This is a genomic window from Streptomyces sp. NBC_00859, from assembly GCF_045161865.1.
Taxonomy (GTDB): domain Bacteria; phylum Actinomycetota; class Actinomycetes; order Streptomycetales; family Streptomycetaceae; genus Streptomyces.
Map to the genome: position 1 here is coordinate 1395632 of NZ_CP108826.1, position 14502 is coordinate 1410133.

A 14502-nucleotide genomic window follows, 5' to 3' on the forward strand; every position below is an offset into this window, starting at 1 on the left:
CGCACGTAGGCACTCGGGAGGCCGGTTTCCCCGTGGGCTCCACTGCCCATGAGGCCCCGGCCGCCCGGTCGCAGAACCGGATCGGTCCCGGTCGCTCACCGGTCCTGCGGGTCGCGCGTTCGCTGCTGTGGCCGCCCCGCGCAGGCCACGACCGAGGCGTTGCCAACCTTCCCGTGGGCGGGACGGCCGGAGTCTGGATGTACCGCACGATCCTGGGCATAGCCCCCGACCCGGAACAGCCCGGCTACCGGCACTTCACGATCCACCCGCAACCCGGCGGCGGGCTCACCCACGCCGCCGGCTCGCTCCAGAGCCCGTACGGCCGGATCAGCAGCTCCTGGAAAGAGCAGGACGGAAAGTTCACGCTCTCGGTCGAGGTGCCCGCCAACACCACGGCCACGGTCCGGATCCCGTCCGGGAACGATGTCAGCGCCCCGCGAAAGGCCCGGCTCGTACACCACAACAGTGAAGGCTCCGCGTACGAGGTGCCTTCAGGCAACTACACCTTCACCAGCCGCTGACCATCCACCTCGCCAGATCCTGACCGGGCCACGCCTCGCTCCGCGGACGTGGCCCGGTCCCCCGGCGCGCCCTCTGCCGGACCCGGCTCCGCCCCGCCGCCGTCCTCGTCCGGGCGCACCGCCGTAGTGCTTTTCGGGCCCGGCACAGCTCCGGCCGGGTGACACCGGGAGCTCCGCCGCCGTGCAATGCCGCCGCTCCCCAGGCACTGCCGCCAGAGTGTGCGGGGCCTGTCGCCATGCCACCGCGGATTACGGAGCCCCGTCATGCCCCATCCCCCCACCGGACCGACCGGAGCGGAGACCTTCCTCGCCGTATGCGGTCACACACATCTCTTTCCGGGCGCGCGCTGCCGCATCCAGGGACTGCCCGGCCCCGGTGCCTTCACGGAGGGCCCCTGGCCGGTCGAACTGGCGCTGCGCTTCTCCGACGACGTGGAAACCGATGCGGCACTGCGCACCGTGGGTCCGATGGGCCCCGTACTCACCGTCCCGGCCTACGTCACCGGCGCCGGCACCCCTGTCGACGGCCGAACCTGGCTGGTCCGGGAGTTCAGCCGAAGGGGAGACGAGGTCGAGCTGACGATCGGCGGGCATGCCCCGGCCTGAGTACCTGGCCCGACGGGCCTCTCCCCGGCGCGACGGGGAGCCGGAGACCGGGCCGGCCGGTGCCCGCCCGGGGATCAGTCGAGTGTCTGGGTCAGTTCGCTGCGCATCGGGGTGTGCACGACCCGTCCGCGCGCTCCGTTGACGATGGGCAGGTGGGGTGGGACGTGCCCGCACTCGATGTCGGCGATGATCGGCACGTTCAGGGACCCGAGCGCGTCGAGGACGGCCTCGTGCTGGGTCAGTGACCCGGTGTCAGGTGCCGAAGTCCGGCCGACCAGGACCGCGTTCGCGCTGTCGAAGAAGCCGGCCAGCCTCATCCCGTGCAGATTCCTGCAGATGGCGAAGGCGTCGTCGCCCGCCGCTTCGACGTGGACGAGGAGTCCCTCCGGGGCCGCTGCCCGCGCGAAGGCCGAAGTGTCGAGATAGGCCGATCCGCTGAGATTGCACAGGGACTCGATACAGCCGCCGATCAGACGCCCCTCCGCCGCCACGTCCCCGTCGCCGTCCAGCCTGGTCCACGTTCCGCGAGTGTCCAGCACGTAATCGCGTACGCCGGGGTCGGTGCGGTAGTCGTCCCAGCCCGCAGCCCGGTGACGGCCGGGCGGGACCTGGGTGAACCGGTGCCCCTGCGGTGCGGCGACGATGTCGAGCCACGACAGCAGCCCCTCGGGCACCCGGTAGGGCGTGTCCATGAGGTTGTTGCCGTGAACTGTCGCCATGCCGGTGAGGAGGGTCAGCGGCGTGCTGACGGTCGAGATGTCGGAGAACCCGACGAGCCAGGTCGGCTCGGTGTCACGCAGCCGGTCCCAGTCCAGCAGCGGCAACAGGTCGATCGCGGTCTCGCCGCCCCACGGCGGTACCACGGCCCTGATGCCGGGATCCGTCAGCATCGACATCAGCTCGCTCGCGCGATCGGCCGCAGCGGCACTGACGTGACCGTCACCGTCCATGCAGCGGCCGACGGTCACTCCGTACCCACGGGCCCGCACCTCATGAATCGCCACATCGAGGCGGTCACGCAGATCCTTCGGGACTCCGCTCGACGGAGAGGTGACGCCGACCCGGTCACCGGGACGCAGGGGGCGCGGGTATCGGACTGTCATGCGCCTGAGTCTGACACGCCCCTGCCCTCCTGCGACAACGAGTTCTTGACCCGCTGGTACTGAACGGGATCGGGTGGAAGCTGCGGGCCGGTTCGGCCGGGCGGGACGTGCCCGAGAGGCGCGTCGTGGCGGGCGTTGCACACCGGCTCCCACTCGCTCCCCCATGCCTGGACCCCGCGGCGAGTCCGGTGTTCGTCACGGACGCTGCCGTCACGGATACACCTCATGACCCCGCTGTCGGCATTGACGGCAGCCATACTGCTCGATGCGTCGGCCAAGTCCTGTCCGGTGCCCGCCCAGGCCCCTGGCCACATCCGTAGGTCGCGCCTCGACGGCGCCCCGAGGGTTTGCTCGCCCTGAGCCTTGCGACAGCCAACGCACCTTCCGGTACGGCTGGTTGGATGACGGAACGCGCTCCGTATGTCCACCTGGCGGGCGTCGTACCGCACCATGCCCGGGGCCGTTCCCGCGCAACCGCCCGACGGCTCAGGCCGTCTCCTCCCAAGTGACGATTCCCCGGACTCCTGTACCGGCCCCGCGGCACCGGCGGCACTGCGCGGACGCGGGCGGCCCCGACGACTGCCACGGCTGCGTCGTGGATCCGTACCACCTCTGCCTGGCCCACCTGAACGACGCGGACCGCACCGAATACCTCGCAGGCCTGGCCCCAGGTGCCGCCATCGATCACCGGGGCACCGTCTTCACGCCCACCCTGCTGAGCCAGTTGCTCGACGCCCTCCGCGATCCAGCCGGCGGGCACCCCCGCCTGGGCGACGCCGAGTTCGGTAACGCGACGTTCCACGGCACCGCCCGATTCGGCGGGACGAGGTTCGACGGCACCGCTCGGTTCGGCAGCGCGACCTTTACGGGAACCGCTCGGTTCAGCAGGGCGGTCTTCGCGAGCACCACCCGGTTCGCCTGCGCGTCGTTCGCCCGCGACGCCGAGTTCGCCGGGGCCGTCTTCGAAGGCACCACCCGCTTCTACGGGGCCACGTTCGCCGGCAGCGCGGGGTTCAGCGGGGTGAGGTGCAACGGCACCGCCGAGTGGGGCAGGTCGGTCTTCGGCGGCGAGGCACTGTTCAGCAGAGCGGTATTCGACGGTGCCGCTCGGTTCGGTGGCGTGACATTCACAGCCGACGCCCGGTTCGGCAGGGCGGCATTCCACCGCACCGCACTGTTCGGCAGGACCGCGTTCGCCGGTGAAGCCGAGTTCAATGGGGCCGCCTTCGCAGGTGCAGCCCGGTTCCACGGGGCGACGTTCGCTCGCACCGCAGATTTCTACGGAGCCACTTTCGAGACGGCTTCGATGCTGGGCCCGCTCGTCTGCCGCGGGAAGCTGGACCTCTCCGAGGTGAGCTTCTGCGGCCCGGTGACCATCGAGGCGGCTGCCGCCAGTCTGGTGTGCCGACGAACGCTTTGGGCTGCCTCTGCCACCCTGCGCCCCCGCTACGCCACCCTCGACTTCAGCGATGCGGTCACCGAGTCTCCGCTGCGCGTCGCCGCTCGGCCGTCCCCCTTCGCGGCGTCCAGTGGAGGGCTGCTGGACGAATCCCCGCTGGAGGGACTGGAGCCCGGCGTCCGCGTGGTATCGGTGAGCGGTGTGGATACGGCCCATATGGTGCTGGCCGACATCAACTTGTCCGCCTGCCGCTTCACCGGCGCGGTCCATCTGGACCAACTTCGGCTGGAAGGCCGCTGTACCTTCGCTTCCACCCCCACCGGCATTCACCGACGCGGACCGGTGTGGGCGCGCTGGACCCCCCGGCGCACACTGGCCGAGGAACATCACTGGCGTGCGGCTGGCGGGTCGGCCGGCTGGTCTCCCTCTTCCGGCACCGATACACCCGCTCCCGCGTCCCTGGCGCCGGTGTACCGGCAGCTGCGCAAGTCGCTGGAGGACGGCAAGAACGAACCTGACGCGGCCGACTTCTACTACGGCGAGATGGAAATGCGCCGACATGATCCGGACAGGCCCCGAAGTGAACGCGCTCTGCTCACCGCGTACTGGGCGCTGTCCGGATACGGCCTGCGTGCTTCCCGCGCCCTGAGCTGGCTGCTGCTCGCCGTAATCACCACTGTGCTGGCCATGATGCTGTGGGGCGTACCGCTGCACAGCACCCAGCCGTCGTCGGACGGGGCTGTGACCGCCCGTCGCATCCACCTGGTGAGCGACGCTCCTGACCCGGCCAACCCCACCGGGCCGCTCCTTGGCCGCCTGAGCGGCCGGCGCTTCGAGAAGTCCCTGCGGGTCGTGGTCAACTCGGTGATCTTCCGTTCATCGGGGCAGGACCTCACGACTGCGGGCACCTATCTGGAAATGGCCTCCCGCTTGACCGAACCCGTCCTCCTCGGCTTCGGACTCCTCGCCGTGCGGGGCCGTGTGAAGCGGTGAGCGCTCGGTACGCGACAGCTCAACCGGTCCTTACCCGCGGCGGCGTCCACTGGGCATGAACGGGACTGCGTGACCGGACCACTGTGCCCGCACCGCCGGACACCACGGCCGGTTGATTCAGATCGCTCGCACCCCAACTGCCCCTAGGATCATCGGTCATGGTGGATCTCTACCCCCCGACGAGTCCCTACGATTCCGGCTTCCTCGACACCGGAGACGGCAACCGCGTCTACTACGAGCAGCTCGGCAACCCCCAAGGCAAGCCCGCCCTGATGGTCCACGGTGGTCCGGGCGGCGGCGCCATGCGGCGACCGACCAGGTCCTGGGACCCCGATGCCTACCGGGTCATCCGCTACGACCAGCGCAACTGCGGCCGGAGCACCCCGCACGCCAGCGACCCGGCCGCCGACATGAGCCTCAACACCACGCGGCATCTGATGGGCGACATGGAGCAGTTGCGCGAACATCTCGGCATCGAGAGGTGGCTGCTCAACGGCGCCTCCTGGGGCCCGACGCTCGTGCTGGCCTACGCGCAGCAGTACCCGGAGCGGGTCAGCGAGATCGTCATCCAGGCGGTGATGACAAGCCGCCGCTCGGAGATCGACTGGCTCTACCGGGGTGCCGGGCAGTTCCGCCCCGAGGCCTGGGACCGTTTCCGCGACGGCGTTCCCGAGGACGAGCGGGACGGCGACCTGCTCGCCGCCTACGCACGGCTGATGGAGCACCCCGACCGTACGGTCCGCGAGCAGGCCGCCGCCGACTGGCTCGCCTGGGAGGACGCGGTCATCGCCGGCGAGCCCAACGGCATACCCGGCATGTACAGCGACCGCGAGGCCGACGCACGGGTCGCGTTCGTGCGGATCTGCGCGCACATCTTCAGCAACGGTGCCTGGCTGGAGGAGGGCCGGCTGATCCGGAACGCGCACAAGCTGGCCGGGATCCCCGGGGTGATCGTTCAGGGCCGGCACGACATGGGCTGCCCGGTCCAAACGGCATGGGAGCTGGCGAAGGCATGGCCGGGCGCGCGGCTGCACATCATCGAGGACGCCGGGCACGCCGGAAGCGACGCGGCGGGCGAAGTGGTCCGGGACGCCATCGAGGAGTTCAAGAACCTCTGACGGGACACCGCTGGTCGTACTCGGCAGCGCCGGAGCGTCCCGGACCGGTCCGGCACCGGTCGACCACCGCACGGCGCGGGCTTCGCGTTCCTCGGTGCGGGCTTCGCCACCGTGCAGGTCCCCTCCACCGGACCGGTCGTCCGGGAGACGCGCCGGGAGAGCGGCGATCTTTACGGGACGCCGGGTCCGCGATAGGAAGGACAGCGGCCGATCCCCGGCAACGCCCCCGGGCGAGCAGAGTCAGGGAGAACTACATGAAGCGCCGCACGTTCCTGGCAGGTACAGCAGCACTCACGGTCCCGCTCATCGGCGCCCGCGGTGCCGTCGCGGCCACCGCCGCCGGCAGCCCGTCGGGCACCCTGCCGGGCAGGGCGGAGGTGCTGGACACCATGAAGCTCGTGAACGACTGCTGGATCGGCGCGAACGCCGATTCCGGCGACAACGGCTGGGCCAGGGCCACTTATCACAGCGGGAACATGTACCACTACCGGCTGGCCGAGACCCAGCGGTATGTGGACTACACCCGGGGCTGGGCCGAAGCTCACCACTACGGCCTCATCGACGGCACGTCCACCAGGGTGGCCGACAACCAGTGCGCCGGCCAGGCGTACACCGACCTGTACGAGCTCGCCGGCGGGGACAGCAAGGTCGCCGGGATCAGGGCCAGCCTGCAGAACATGGTCGACTCGGACGGCCGGGACGACTGGTGGTGGTGCGATGCGCTGCACATGGCGATGCCCGCATTCGCCGCGATGGGCGCACACTTCGGCGGCGGCTTCACGCAGACGATGTACGAGCTGTACGACGACGCGAAGACGCGGGCGAGGGACCTGCACGGCAACCCGACCGGGTTGTACAACAGGGATCTGTCGCTGTGGCACCGGGACAACAACTACCTGCCGGGAGCGCCGAAGGGCAGCTCCCCCAATGGCAAGCCGGTGACCTGGTCACGCGGCAACGGCTGGGTGCTCGCCGCGCACGCCAAGGTGCTGGCCGCGCTGCCCGCGGACGACCCGCACCGCGCCGAATACCAGAGCACGTTGAAGGACATGTCCGCCGCGATCGCCGCGGTACAGCGCGACGACGGGCTGTGGAGCACCAACCTGTCCGACCCGGACGACAACGGCGGTCCGGAAAGCAGCGGGACGGTGTTCTTCGTGTTCGGCATGGCGTACGGCATCAGCGCGGGCCTGCTGGACCCGGCCACCTACCTGCCGGTGGTGGCCAGGGGCTGGAACGGACTGGTGGCCACCTCGGTGAACGACGACGGCGTGCTCGGCTACGTACAGGAGGTGGGCATGGCGCCGGGCCCGGTGTCTGCGGATCACACCGAGGACTATGCGGTGGGCGGCATGCTGATGGCCGGTTCAGCGGTGGCCTCGCTGACCTCCTGAGCGGCCCGGTCGCCGCCCCCCTCTGATCATTTCGGGGTGCCGGTGCTGCCCGCCCCGCTTCTCGCCGGCGCACGGGATACCGCCTCCTCGATGCGGACTTCACCGTGCTCCCGGACGCAGGCCGCTTGATCCCGCTGGAAGCTCCGGCCGGCCTCGCCTGCGCAATCGCCGCGGTCGCCCCGGTTGCCCGACCTGCGGACCGGCGCACCTCCTGGCAGCGGATGCCGGCCGGTCCGCAGGTGATCAGCCGACCGCCGACCCGTTCTCCAGGTACACGGTCGTCGCCCGTCTGCGGGCATCGATGCTGGCCTTCACGCGGCGGGCCAGCACGGGGATCAGCCTTCTTTCGAGCTGATCCTTCGAGGCGAACTCGAACGCCCGGAGCTCCTCCGGCTGCAACCGGACGGCTTCGAGCTGCTCCCCGGACAGTTCGCCCCCGTCGAAGAGCATGGCGATTCCTTCGCTGCGCTCCGCACGGGGAGCGGTCCAGTCGACGCTGAGAAGCCGGCCCGGCTCGATGTCGAGCCCCAGCTCCTCACGCACTTCGCGCCGGGCACCGGCCCTGGGGGACTCGTCCTTCTCCACGGCCCCTCCGGGAATCTCCCAGCATTCCTTGTAGACCGGGTCGACGATCATCACCCGGCCCGAGGAGTCGAAGAAGAGCACACCTGCTGCTGCACGTTTGCGCGAGAGCGCCCGGTCGTATTCCGAAAGGTCCGTCATGGCAGACGACGCTACCGGTGGGAGCCCGGCAGTCCGGGCGGAAGCAGGCCACCGGCTATGAGAAGGCGGCCGGCGCACGGTTCCCGAAGGTCCCGCAGCTGGCGCGTTCCCGTTCCGTCCCACCGTGCCCGGCAATCGCCCGCCACGGAGCCCCCCGCACAAACCTGTTGGCGGATCATGGCGACCACTGCTACTTTCCGGGAGGCCGTGCGAGAGAACGAGGAGGTGGTACCCGTGAACGCAGTAACGACATGGGTGCTCCTCCCCGGGGTCACGGTCGGGCGATAGGTCGTCCGGGAGCGCCGTTCAAGAGCACTCCCGAAAGGCACGACGATGCGATTCACTTCTGAACAGCGCCTCGACGACGGCATCCTCGAGCGCGACTTCACCCTGGGCGAGATCCCGGGCATCCTGTGGACGTCTGGGTCCGCACCGGCCCCGCTGATCCTGATCGGCCACAACGGCGGCTTGCACAAGCGGGAATCGCGGCTGGTGGCCCGCGCCCGGCACTGCGCGGCGGAGCACGGCTACGCGGTGGCAGCCATCGACGCCCCCGGGCACGGTGACCGGCCCCGTTCCGCCGTCGACGAGCAGGCCCGCGCCGATCTCCGCCGGGCGATGGCGGCCGGCGAGCCGGTCGACGAGATCTTCGAGTCCTTCATCGTCCCGCTGGTCGAAAAGGCTGTCCCCGAATGGCGGGCCACCCTTGACGCCCTCCTTTCGCTGCCCGAGATCGGCGGTCCGGTCGGGTACTCGGGGATGACCGCCACCGGCATTCGGCTGGCGGCGGTCGAGCCGCGCATCTCGGCCGCCGGATTCTTCGCCGGGGGCTACGTGCCCCGCGCCCAGCGCGAGGAGGCCCGGCAGGTCACCATTCCGCTGCTGTTCCTGCTGCAGTGGGACGACGAAGGGAACCCCCGGCAGCGGGCCCTGGACCTGTTCGACGCCTTCGGCAGCGAGGAGAAGACCCTGCACGCCAATCTGGGCGGGCACGCCGGGACCCCGTGGTTCGAGGTGGAGGACGGGGACCGGTTCTTCGCCCGGCACCTGAAGTGAGGCCCGGCCGCCAGGCCGGCAGCAGCCGGTAGGCGGTGTCGGCCGGGATGCCGCTCATCGAGGACAGGTTCCGGCCCTCCTCGATGAGCGGTGACCGGCAGTCGCACAAACCGCCCGGCGCCGGGCTCGGGCCCCTCAGCGGCCCGGCGGACCTCGGTGAACGGGGCGGCGGTGGCGGTGGCGGCCGGACCGATGCAGGCCGTTTCGTTGCGCGCCCGAGCGGGGCCGGGCACCGTTCAGTCTTGTTCGCGTGCCGCCGCGATGCCGCGCGGATCCCAGTTCGGGCCCGGGACGGAGTCCAGGAGGATCCGCGTGTACGAGGTGTTGGGCCGGGCCAGGACCGTAGCGGTGGCTCCCGATTCGATGACGCGCCCGTGCCGCATGACGATCACGTCGTCGGTGATACTGCGGACGACCCCGAGGTCGTGGGTGATGAACAGGTAGGTCACGCGGGTCTGTTCACGTATGCCCGCCAACAGGTTGAGGATCTGCGCCTGGACGGACACATCGAGGGCGGCGACTGCTTCGTCCAGGACGAGAATGCGGGGGCGCACCGCGAGAGCACGGGCGATGGCTACGCGCTGTCGCTGGCCTCCGGACAGGCCGCGAGGCCGTGCGTCGGCGTCGCGGGAGCTGAGCTGCACCTGGTCGAGGAGTTCCCTGACGCGTGTGTCCCGTCGGCTGCCGGGAAAGTGCAGGCGGAGCGTTTCGTCGAGAGTGTCGCGTGGGCTCAGGCGTGGATCCAGGCTCTGCAGGGGGTCCTGGAAGACGATCTGCACCTGCCGGGCGCGGGCCAGACGCTGGGTCTTGCCGCGTTGAGCGGAGCGCGGCCGGCCGTCGATGGTGAGCGTGCCGCTGGTCGGGCTGTCCAGTCCCGTGATCAGCCGGGCCGTGGTGGTCTTCCCGGATCCTGACTCGCCGACGATTCCCAGGGATCCACCGGCGGACACCGAGAAGGTGACGTCGTCGACGGCCGTGAAGTCACCGAAGCGCTTGGTCAGGCCGCGGACGTCCAGCAGTGCTGGGTCCGCTCCGGTGGGCGGGATCCTGATGTCAGACATGGAGGTCCAGTTCGGCGGTGTGGTGGCATGCGACGGGGTCGGCCGGTGGCGTCCGGCGGAGGCAGATGTCGGTGCGGTGCGGGCAGCGCGGGGCGAAGGCGCAGCCGGTGAGCCGAGTGTGGAGGTCGGGCGGGCTGCCGGGGACGGGAGTGAGCTGTCCGGCCTTGCGATGCAGTCGGGGAGTGGCTTGCAGGAGGGCAGCTGTGTAGGGGTGCTGGGGGCGGGTGAACAGCTGATCGGGTGTACCGGTCTCGATGATGCGGCCGGCGTACATGACGCAGATGCGGTCGCTGATGGCAGCGGCAAGGTCGAGGTCGTGGGTGATGAACAGCAGGCCGGTGTGGAAGCGGTCGCGCAGGTCGGCCAGGAGGGCGATGGTCTCGGCCTGTGTGGTGGCGTCCAGGGCCGTTGTGGGTTCGTCGGCCACGAGGAGCTGCGGGTCGGGCATCAGCGCTGCGGCGATGGCGACGCGCTGCAGCATGCCTCCGGACAGTTCGTGGGGGTGCTGACGCAGCGTCCTCTCGGGCAGGTGGACCGCTTCGCACAGTTCGCGGGCGCGGGCGAGCGGGTCGCTGGAGTACGCGGGCTGTGCGTAGCGAGCGGCTTCGATGAGGAAGTCACCTATGCGGTGCAGGGGGTTGACAGCTGCTCTGGGGTCCTGGAAGACCATGGAGGCTGTGCGGGAGCGCAGTGTGCGCAGCCGGCCGGGGCTCGCGGTCAGGACCTGTTGCCCGGCGACGGCGATACTTCCGGTGGTCTGCGCGCCTGCTGGAGTGAGTCCGATGGCGCTGCGTGCCGTGAGGGACTTTCCCGAACCCGATTCCCCGACGAGGGAGACGGTTTCACCGGCCCCGACAGTGAGGGTGACGCCTGCCAGAACAGGGCGTGCCTGACGGGGCAGTTGCATGGTCAGACGGTCGATCCGAAGGAGCGGGGACGTGTCAGGGCCGGGCATTTCAGGACCTCCGGGCGACGGTGTCGGCGACTCGCTCGCCGACGACGTTGAAGGTCACCACTGTCAGGACGATCGCCAGACAGGGCACCGCTGCGGACAGGGGGCTGCCTTGCAGGATGGCCGACTGGCCGTCGTTGACCATGGATCCCCAGTCGGGTTCGAGGGGCGGGGTGCCGAGCCCGAGATAGGACAGGGACGCGAGGTCGAGGAGGGCGTAGCCGAAGTTGACGGCGGACTGGGCCAGGACCACGGCGATGATGTTGGGCATGAGGTGACGCAGACACACCACCCGGCCGGAGAAGCCCTGGATGGTGTACGCGGCGAGGTAGGGCTTGTTCATCTCGCTCAGAGCGAGGGAGCGTGACAAGCGGCTGACGTAGGGGATGTAGGCGACGGACAGTGCCAGGACGGGGGCGAGCAGGCCCCGCCCGTAGAGGGCGGTCAGCAGCATGGCCAGCAGCAGTCCGGGAAAGGCGAGCAGCAGTTCGCTGCCGCGCGACAGCAGCGTGTCGGCGGCGCCGCCGCGCCACGCAGCCGTCACGCCGATGAGGAGGCCGGCGGCGGTGGAGAGGACGACTACGCACAGCGGGCCGAGCAGCGAGGTGCGTGCGCCGGTCAGCAGGCGGGAGGAGGTGTCGCGGCCGCTGATGTCCCCGCCGAGGAGCCGGTGGGCCGACGGGTCGGCCAGTGCCGTCGAGAAGTCGATGCTGTTGGGGTCGTGCGGGGCGATCCACGGGGCGAGAGCGGCACCGAGGATCACCGCCACGAGGAATGCCAGGCACAGTGAGACGAGTACGTTGCTTCGGGTGGCGAGCCGGCGCAGCAACCGGCGGTGCGGCAGCGCGATGTTCGGCGCGGGCGCCGCGGCGACGGTGTCAGTACTCATGCGGTGTTCCTCGCGCCGAGCGTCGTGCGGGGGTCGACCAGCGGGTGGAGGAGGTCGATCGCGGCGTTGACGCAGATGAACAGAGCGATGATGAGCAGGGAGATGCCCTGCGCGACGGGGAAGTCCTTGATGGTGACGGACTTGGCGAGCAGATCGCCGAGGCCACCGAGACCGAAGGCGTACTCGACGAGCACGGTGGAGACCACCAGGTTGGCGACAGCCAGTCCACCCTGGGTGACGATGACTCCGAGAGAACCGCGCAGCAGGTGGCGGCGGATGATGACGCGTTCGGGAACGCCGCGGGCGCGCGCGACAGTGGTGTGGTCCATGGCTGCCTGCTCGATGACACTGGCCCGTGTGACGCTGGAGATGACGCCGATGAACGGCAGTGCGAGGGCGATGGCCGGCAGTGTCAGGTGCCATACGGTGTCCGCCGGGCCGTCGCCGGCACCCAGTGCGGGGAACCAGCCCAGTCGCACGGAGAAGACGGACAGCAGGCCGATGGCCGCAACGAACGACGGGGTGGCAACTGCGGCGGAAGTGGCCATGTTGACCGCGGTATCCACCGGCCCCCGCCGTACGGCGCCGAGGGTGCCCAGTGTGACGCCCACGACGATCACCAGTGCCGTCGACATGGCAAGCAGTTGGAGGGTGACGGGGAGCCGGGAAGCGATAAGTGAGGAGACGTCGGAGCGGTACTGGATGGAAATGCCCAGGTCGCCGTGGAGGGTGGCGGAGAGCCAATGCCAGTACTGGGCGAAGAAAGGGTCGTCGAGGTGGTAGCGCTCCCGGATGGCGGTGAGGGCTTCGGGGCTCGCCGCGCGGCCGCCGAGGAGGAACGTCTCGGGTCGGCCAGGGGCGATCTGCACCGAGGCGAAGATCAGGAAGGAAGCGACGAGGAGGGTCGCGAGGAGTTCGGCCAGGCGGCGTACCAAGAAGCGGATCATGGCCGCGTCCTTCGTGGCTGTGCCGCGCCGATGTCGGCGGCCCAGGGGTAGTAGAGGTAGGAGATCGTGGTGGGAGCACCCGTGATCCGCTTGTTGAGGAACACGCTGTTGGGCAGCTCGGCGACCGGGACGACCGGCAGGTCGCGGTCGGCCAGGTGCTCCAGTTTCACGGCGAGCCGTCGGCGCTCGGGCAGTGAATCCTGCACGGAGGCCTCGTCGGCGGTCCTGTCGTAGGCGGGTGAGGAGAATGAGCCGTAGTTCTCGAACTCACCGGTCCGCATGTTGGTGTAGAAGCCGAGCGGGTCGTTGATGGACAGGTAGTAGGTGTAGGGGAACAGGTCGATTCCCTTGCGGGCCTGTGCGTCGCTGAACAGTGAGGTGAACGCGTCGGGGGCGATGGTCCTGAGGTCGACATGGAGCCCGATCCGGGTGCCGGCGTCCTGGACGGCGGTGGCGAGCTGGGAGACGTCCGGGCCGACGGGGCTGGTCGCGATGGTGATCTTCTTGCCCTGTGCGTGGGCCTCCTGGATCAGGTGGCGCGCCTTCGGCAGGTCACGGCGAGTCGAGGGCCTGGTGCGTTCCCGTGCGGCGCTGTCGGCTTTCGGCAGACCGGTCCAGGTTCCGTCGGTGACCAGGGAGGAGCTGGGGGTGGCGGAGTTGTGCATGGCGACGCGGGCGAATCCGTCGCGGTCCAGGGCCAGGGACAGGGCGCGCCGGACGCGCACGTCACCGAGGGGCCCCTTGGGGTTGGTGAGGGCGAGGTTGATGGTGGTCAGTCCTTCGCCGAAGTACACCTGGCCCTCGTCACTGGCCTTCAGACGTTCGAGGGATTCCGGCGCCGGTGCGTAGGTGCCGTCGACCTCCCCGGTGAGCAGCGCGTTGGTGCGGGCGGCGGCGTCCGGCAGGAAGGAGAAGGTGACGGAGGTGTTCTTGGCCGGACGCCCCCAGTACCCGTCGAAGCGGGTGAGCTTGATGGAGCTGCCGCGGGACCAGCGGGCCAGTGCGTAGGGGCCGGTGCAGTCGAGGGTGCCGTCGGCGGTTCCGAAGCGGTTCTTCTCGGCGCGCATGGTGGCCGCGCTGGCGACGGTGCCGGCGCTGTTGGCCATGGCCTGCGGGAACAGGGCGTCAGGGGTCCTGAGTTCGACAGTGACCTGCAGGGGTCCGGTCCGGCGGATCGAGCGGACGTTCTTGAAGTCTTCGGCCCAGTAGGAGCCGGTCCTCTTGTCCATGTGGCGGCGCAGCGAGTAGACGGCGTCGGCTGCGGTCATGGTGCCGCCGTGCTGGAAGCGCACGCCGCTGCGCAAGTCGTAGACCCAGGTGAGCGGATCGGGGTGGCTGGCCTTCCGGGCCAGTGCGGGTTCGGTGTGCAGCGACGGCGTGAGCCGCATGAGGCTCTCGCAGACGTTGGACAGGATGGTGTTCTGGGGGTAGTCGAAGGCGTAGACGTAGTCCAGGACCGGCGGTTCGGCGTACAGCGCCCAGCGGATCGCGCCGGTGTCCGCACGGGCCGGCGGGGTGGAGGCGGACAGGGTGGGCGGCGATCCGAAGTTCTGCGCGTGGCCACAGCCCGCGAGCAGCAGCAGCGCGGCGGAGCCGCACAACAGACGCGCGCGCCGAAGGTACCGCAGGAGATGAGGCATTCTTTGGCTCCAGCGTGATGGGACAGCACCGGGCGGGCCGCGCCCGCGGTGGGGGTGGGGCTCCCGCTCCCCTCACTGCGGGAGCCCCGCGTCCTGATGG

At 70.0% G+C, this 14502-nt stretch carries 13 protein-coding genes; 6 read left to right on the forward strand and 7 right to left on the reverse strand.

Annotated features, from left to right (window positions below; all coding sequences use genetic code 11):
- Positions 1 to 197 precede the first annotated feature (197 nt).
- Complete coding sequence (locus tag OG584_RS05865) at positions 198 to 521, forward strand: alpha-L-rhamnosidase C-terminal domain-containing protein (RefSeq protein WP_405775698.1); 324 nt, start codon at positions 198 to 200, stop codon at positions 519 to 521.
- 264 nt (positions 522 to 785) lie between these two features.
- Entirely contained in the window at positions 786 to 1127 is a 342-nt protein-coding gene (locus tag OG584_RS05870; protein WP_405775700.1) for a hypothetical protein, read from the forward strand.
- A 74-nt stretch (positions 1128 to 1201) separates the two neighbouring features.
- Here OG584_RS05870 and OG584_RS05875 read toward each other — a convergent pair whose 3' ends face one another.
- Positions 1202 to 2230 carry a S66 peptidase family protein gene (locus OG584_RS05875; RefSeq protein WP_405775702.1) on the reverse strand — a complete coding sequence of 343 codons (1029 nt, stop codon included), beginning with the start codon at positions 2228 to 2230 and terminating at the stop codon, positions 1202 to 1204.
- A 595-nt stretch (positions 2231 to 2825) separates the two neighbouring features.
- Between OG584_RS05875 and OG584_RS05880 the strand changes: the two genes are divergently transcribed.
- The 3 genes from OG584_RS05880 (at position 2826) to OG584_RS05890 (ending at position 7134) form a co-directional block, all read left to right on the forward strand.
- Complete coding sequence (locus OG584_RS05880; RefSeq protein WP_405775711.1) at positions 2826 to 4622, forward strand: pentapeptide repeat-containing protein; 1797 nt, start codon at positions 2826 to 2828, stop codon at positions 4620 to 4622.
- A gap of 158 nt (positions 4623 to 4780) precedes the next feature.
- The gene (gene pip / locus OG584_RS05885; RefSeq protein ID WP_405775713.1) at positions 4781 to 5740 is read left to right on the forward strand and encodes a prolyl aminopeptidase; all 960 of its coding nucleotides are present in this window, start codon (positions 4781 to 4783) and stop codon (positions 5738 to 5740) included.
- 254 nt (positions 5741 to 5994) lie between these two features.
- Positions 5995 to 7134, forward strand: a complete 1140-nt coding sequence (locus OG584_RS05890; protein WP_405775715.1) for a glycoside hydrolase family 88 protein — start codon at positions 5995 to 5997, stop codon at positions 7132 to 7134.
- Between the two features lie 243 nt (positions 7135 to 7377).
- Here OG584_RS05890 and OG584_RS05895 read toward each other — a convergent pair whose 3' ends face one another.
- Complete coding sequence (locus OG584_RS05895; protein WP_405775717.1) at positions 7378 to 7857, reverse strand: NUDIX domain-containing protein; 480 nt, start codon at positions 7855 to 7857, stop codon at positions 7378 to 7380.
- A gap of 333 nt (positions 7858 to 8190) precedes the next feature.
- Between OG584_RS05895 and OG584_RS05900 the strand changes: the two genes are divergently transcribed.
- Positions 8191 to 8913 (forward strand): dienelactone hydrolase family protein, encoded by a 723-nt coding sequence (locus OG584_RS05900; protein WP_405775719.1) that lies wholly within the window; start codon positions 8191 to 8193, stop codon positions 8911 to 8913.
- A 236-nt stretch (positions 8914 to 9149) separates the two neighbouring features.
- On the opposite strand, the gene OG584_RS05905 is transcribed toward OG584_RS05900, so the two are convergent.
- Genes OG584_RS05905 through OG584_RS05925 form a run of 5 tightly spaced genes read right to left on the reverse strand, consistent with a single transcriptional unit; the run spans position 9150 to position 14402 of the window.
- On the reverse strand, positions 9150 to 9974 hold the full coding sequence (locus OG584_RS05905; RefSeq protein WP_405775721.1) for an ABC transporter ATP-binding protein: 825 nt from the start codon (positions 9972 to 9974) through the stop codon (positions 9150 to 9152).
- Positions 9967 to 10881 (reverse strand): ABC transporter ATP-binding protein, encoded by a 915-nt coding sequence (locus OG584_RS05910; RefSeq protein WP_405775723.1) that lies wholly within the window; start codon positions 10879 to 10881, stop codon positions 9967 to 9969. The genes OG584_RS05905 and OG584_RS05910 overlap by 8 nt, the downstream gene beginning before the upstream one ends.
- Before the next feature lie 49 nt (positions 10882 to 10930).
- The gene (locus OG584_RS05915) at positions 10931 to 11815 is read right to left on the reverse strand and encodes an ABC transporter permease (RefSeq protein ID WP_405775725.1); all 885 of its coding nucleotides are present in this window, start codon (positions 11813 to 11815) and stop codon (positions 10931 to 10933) included.
- Positions 11812 to 12762 (reverse strand): ABC transporter permease, encoded by a 951-nt coding sequence (locus tag OG584_RS05920; RefSeq protein ID WP_405775727.1) that lies wholly within the window; start codon positions 12760 to 12762, stop codon positions 11812 to 11814. Before OG584_RS05920 ends, OG584_RS05915 begins: the two co-directional genes overlap by 4 nt.
- On the reverse strand, positions 12759 to 14402 hold the full coding sequence (locus OG584_RS05925; RefSeq protein WP_405775729.1) for an ABC transporter substrate-binding protein: 1644 nt from the start codon (positions 14400 to 14402) through the stop codon (positions 12759 to 12761). The genes OG584_RS05920 and OG584_RS05925 overlap by 4 nt, the downstream gene beginning before the upstream one ends.
- Positions 14403 to 14502: the final 100 nt, after the last annotated feature.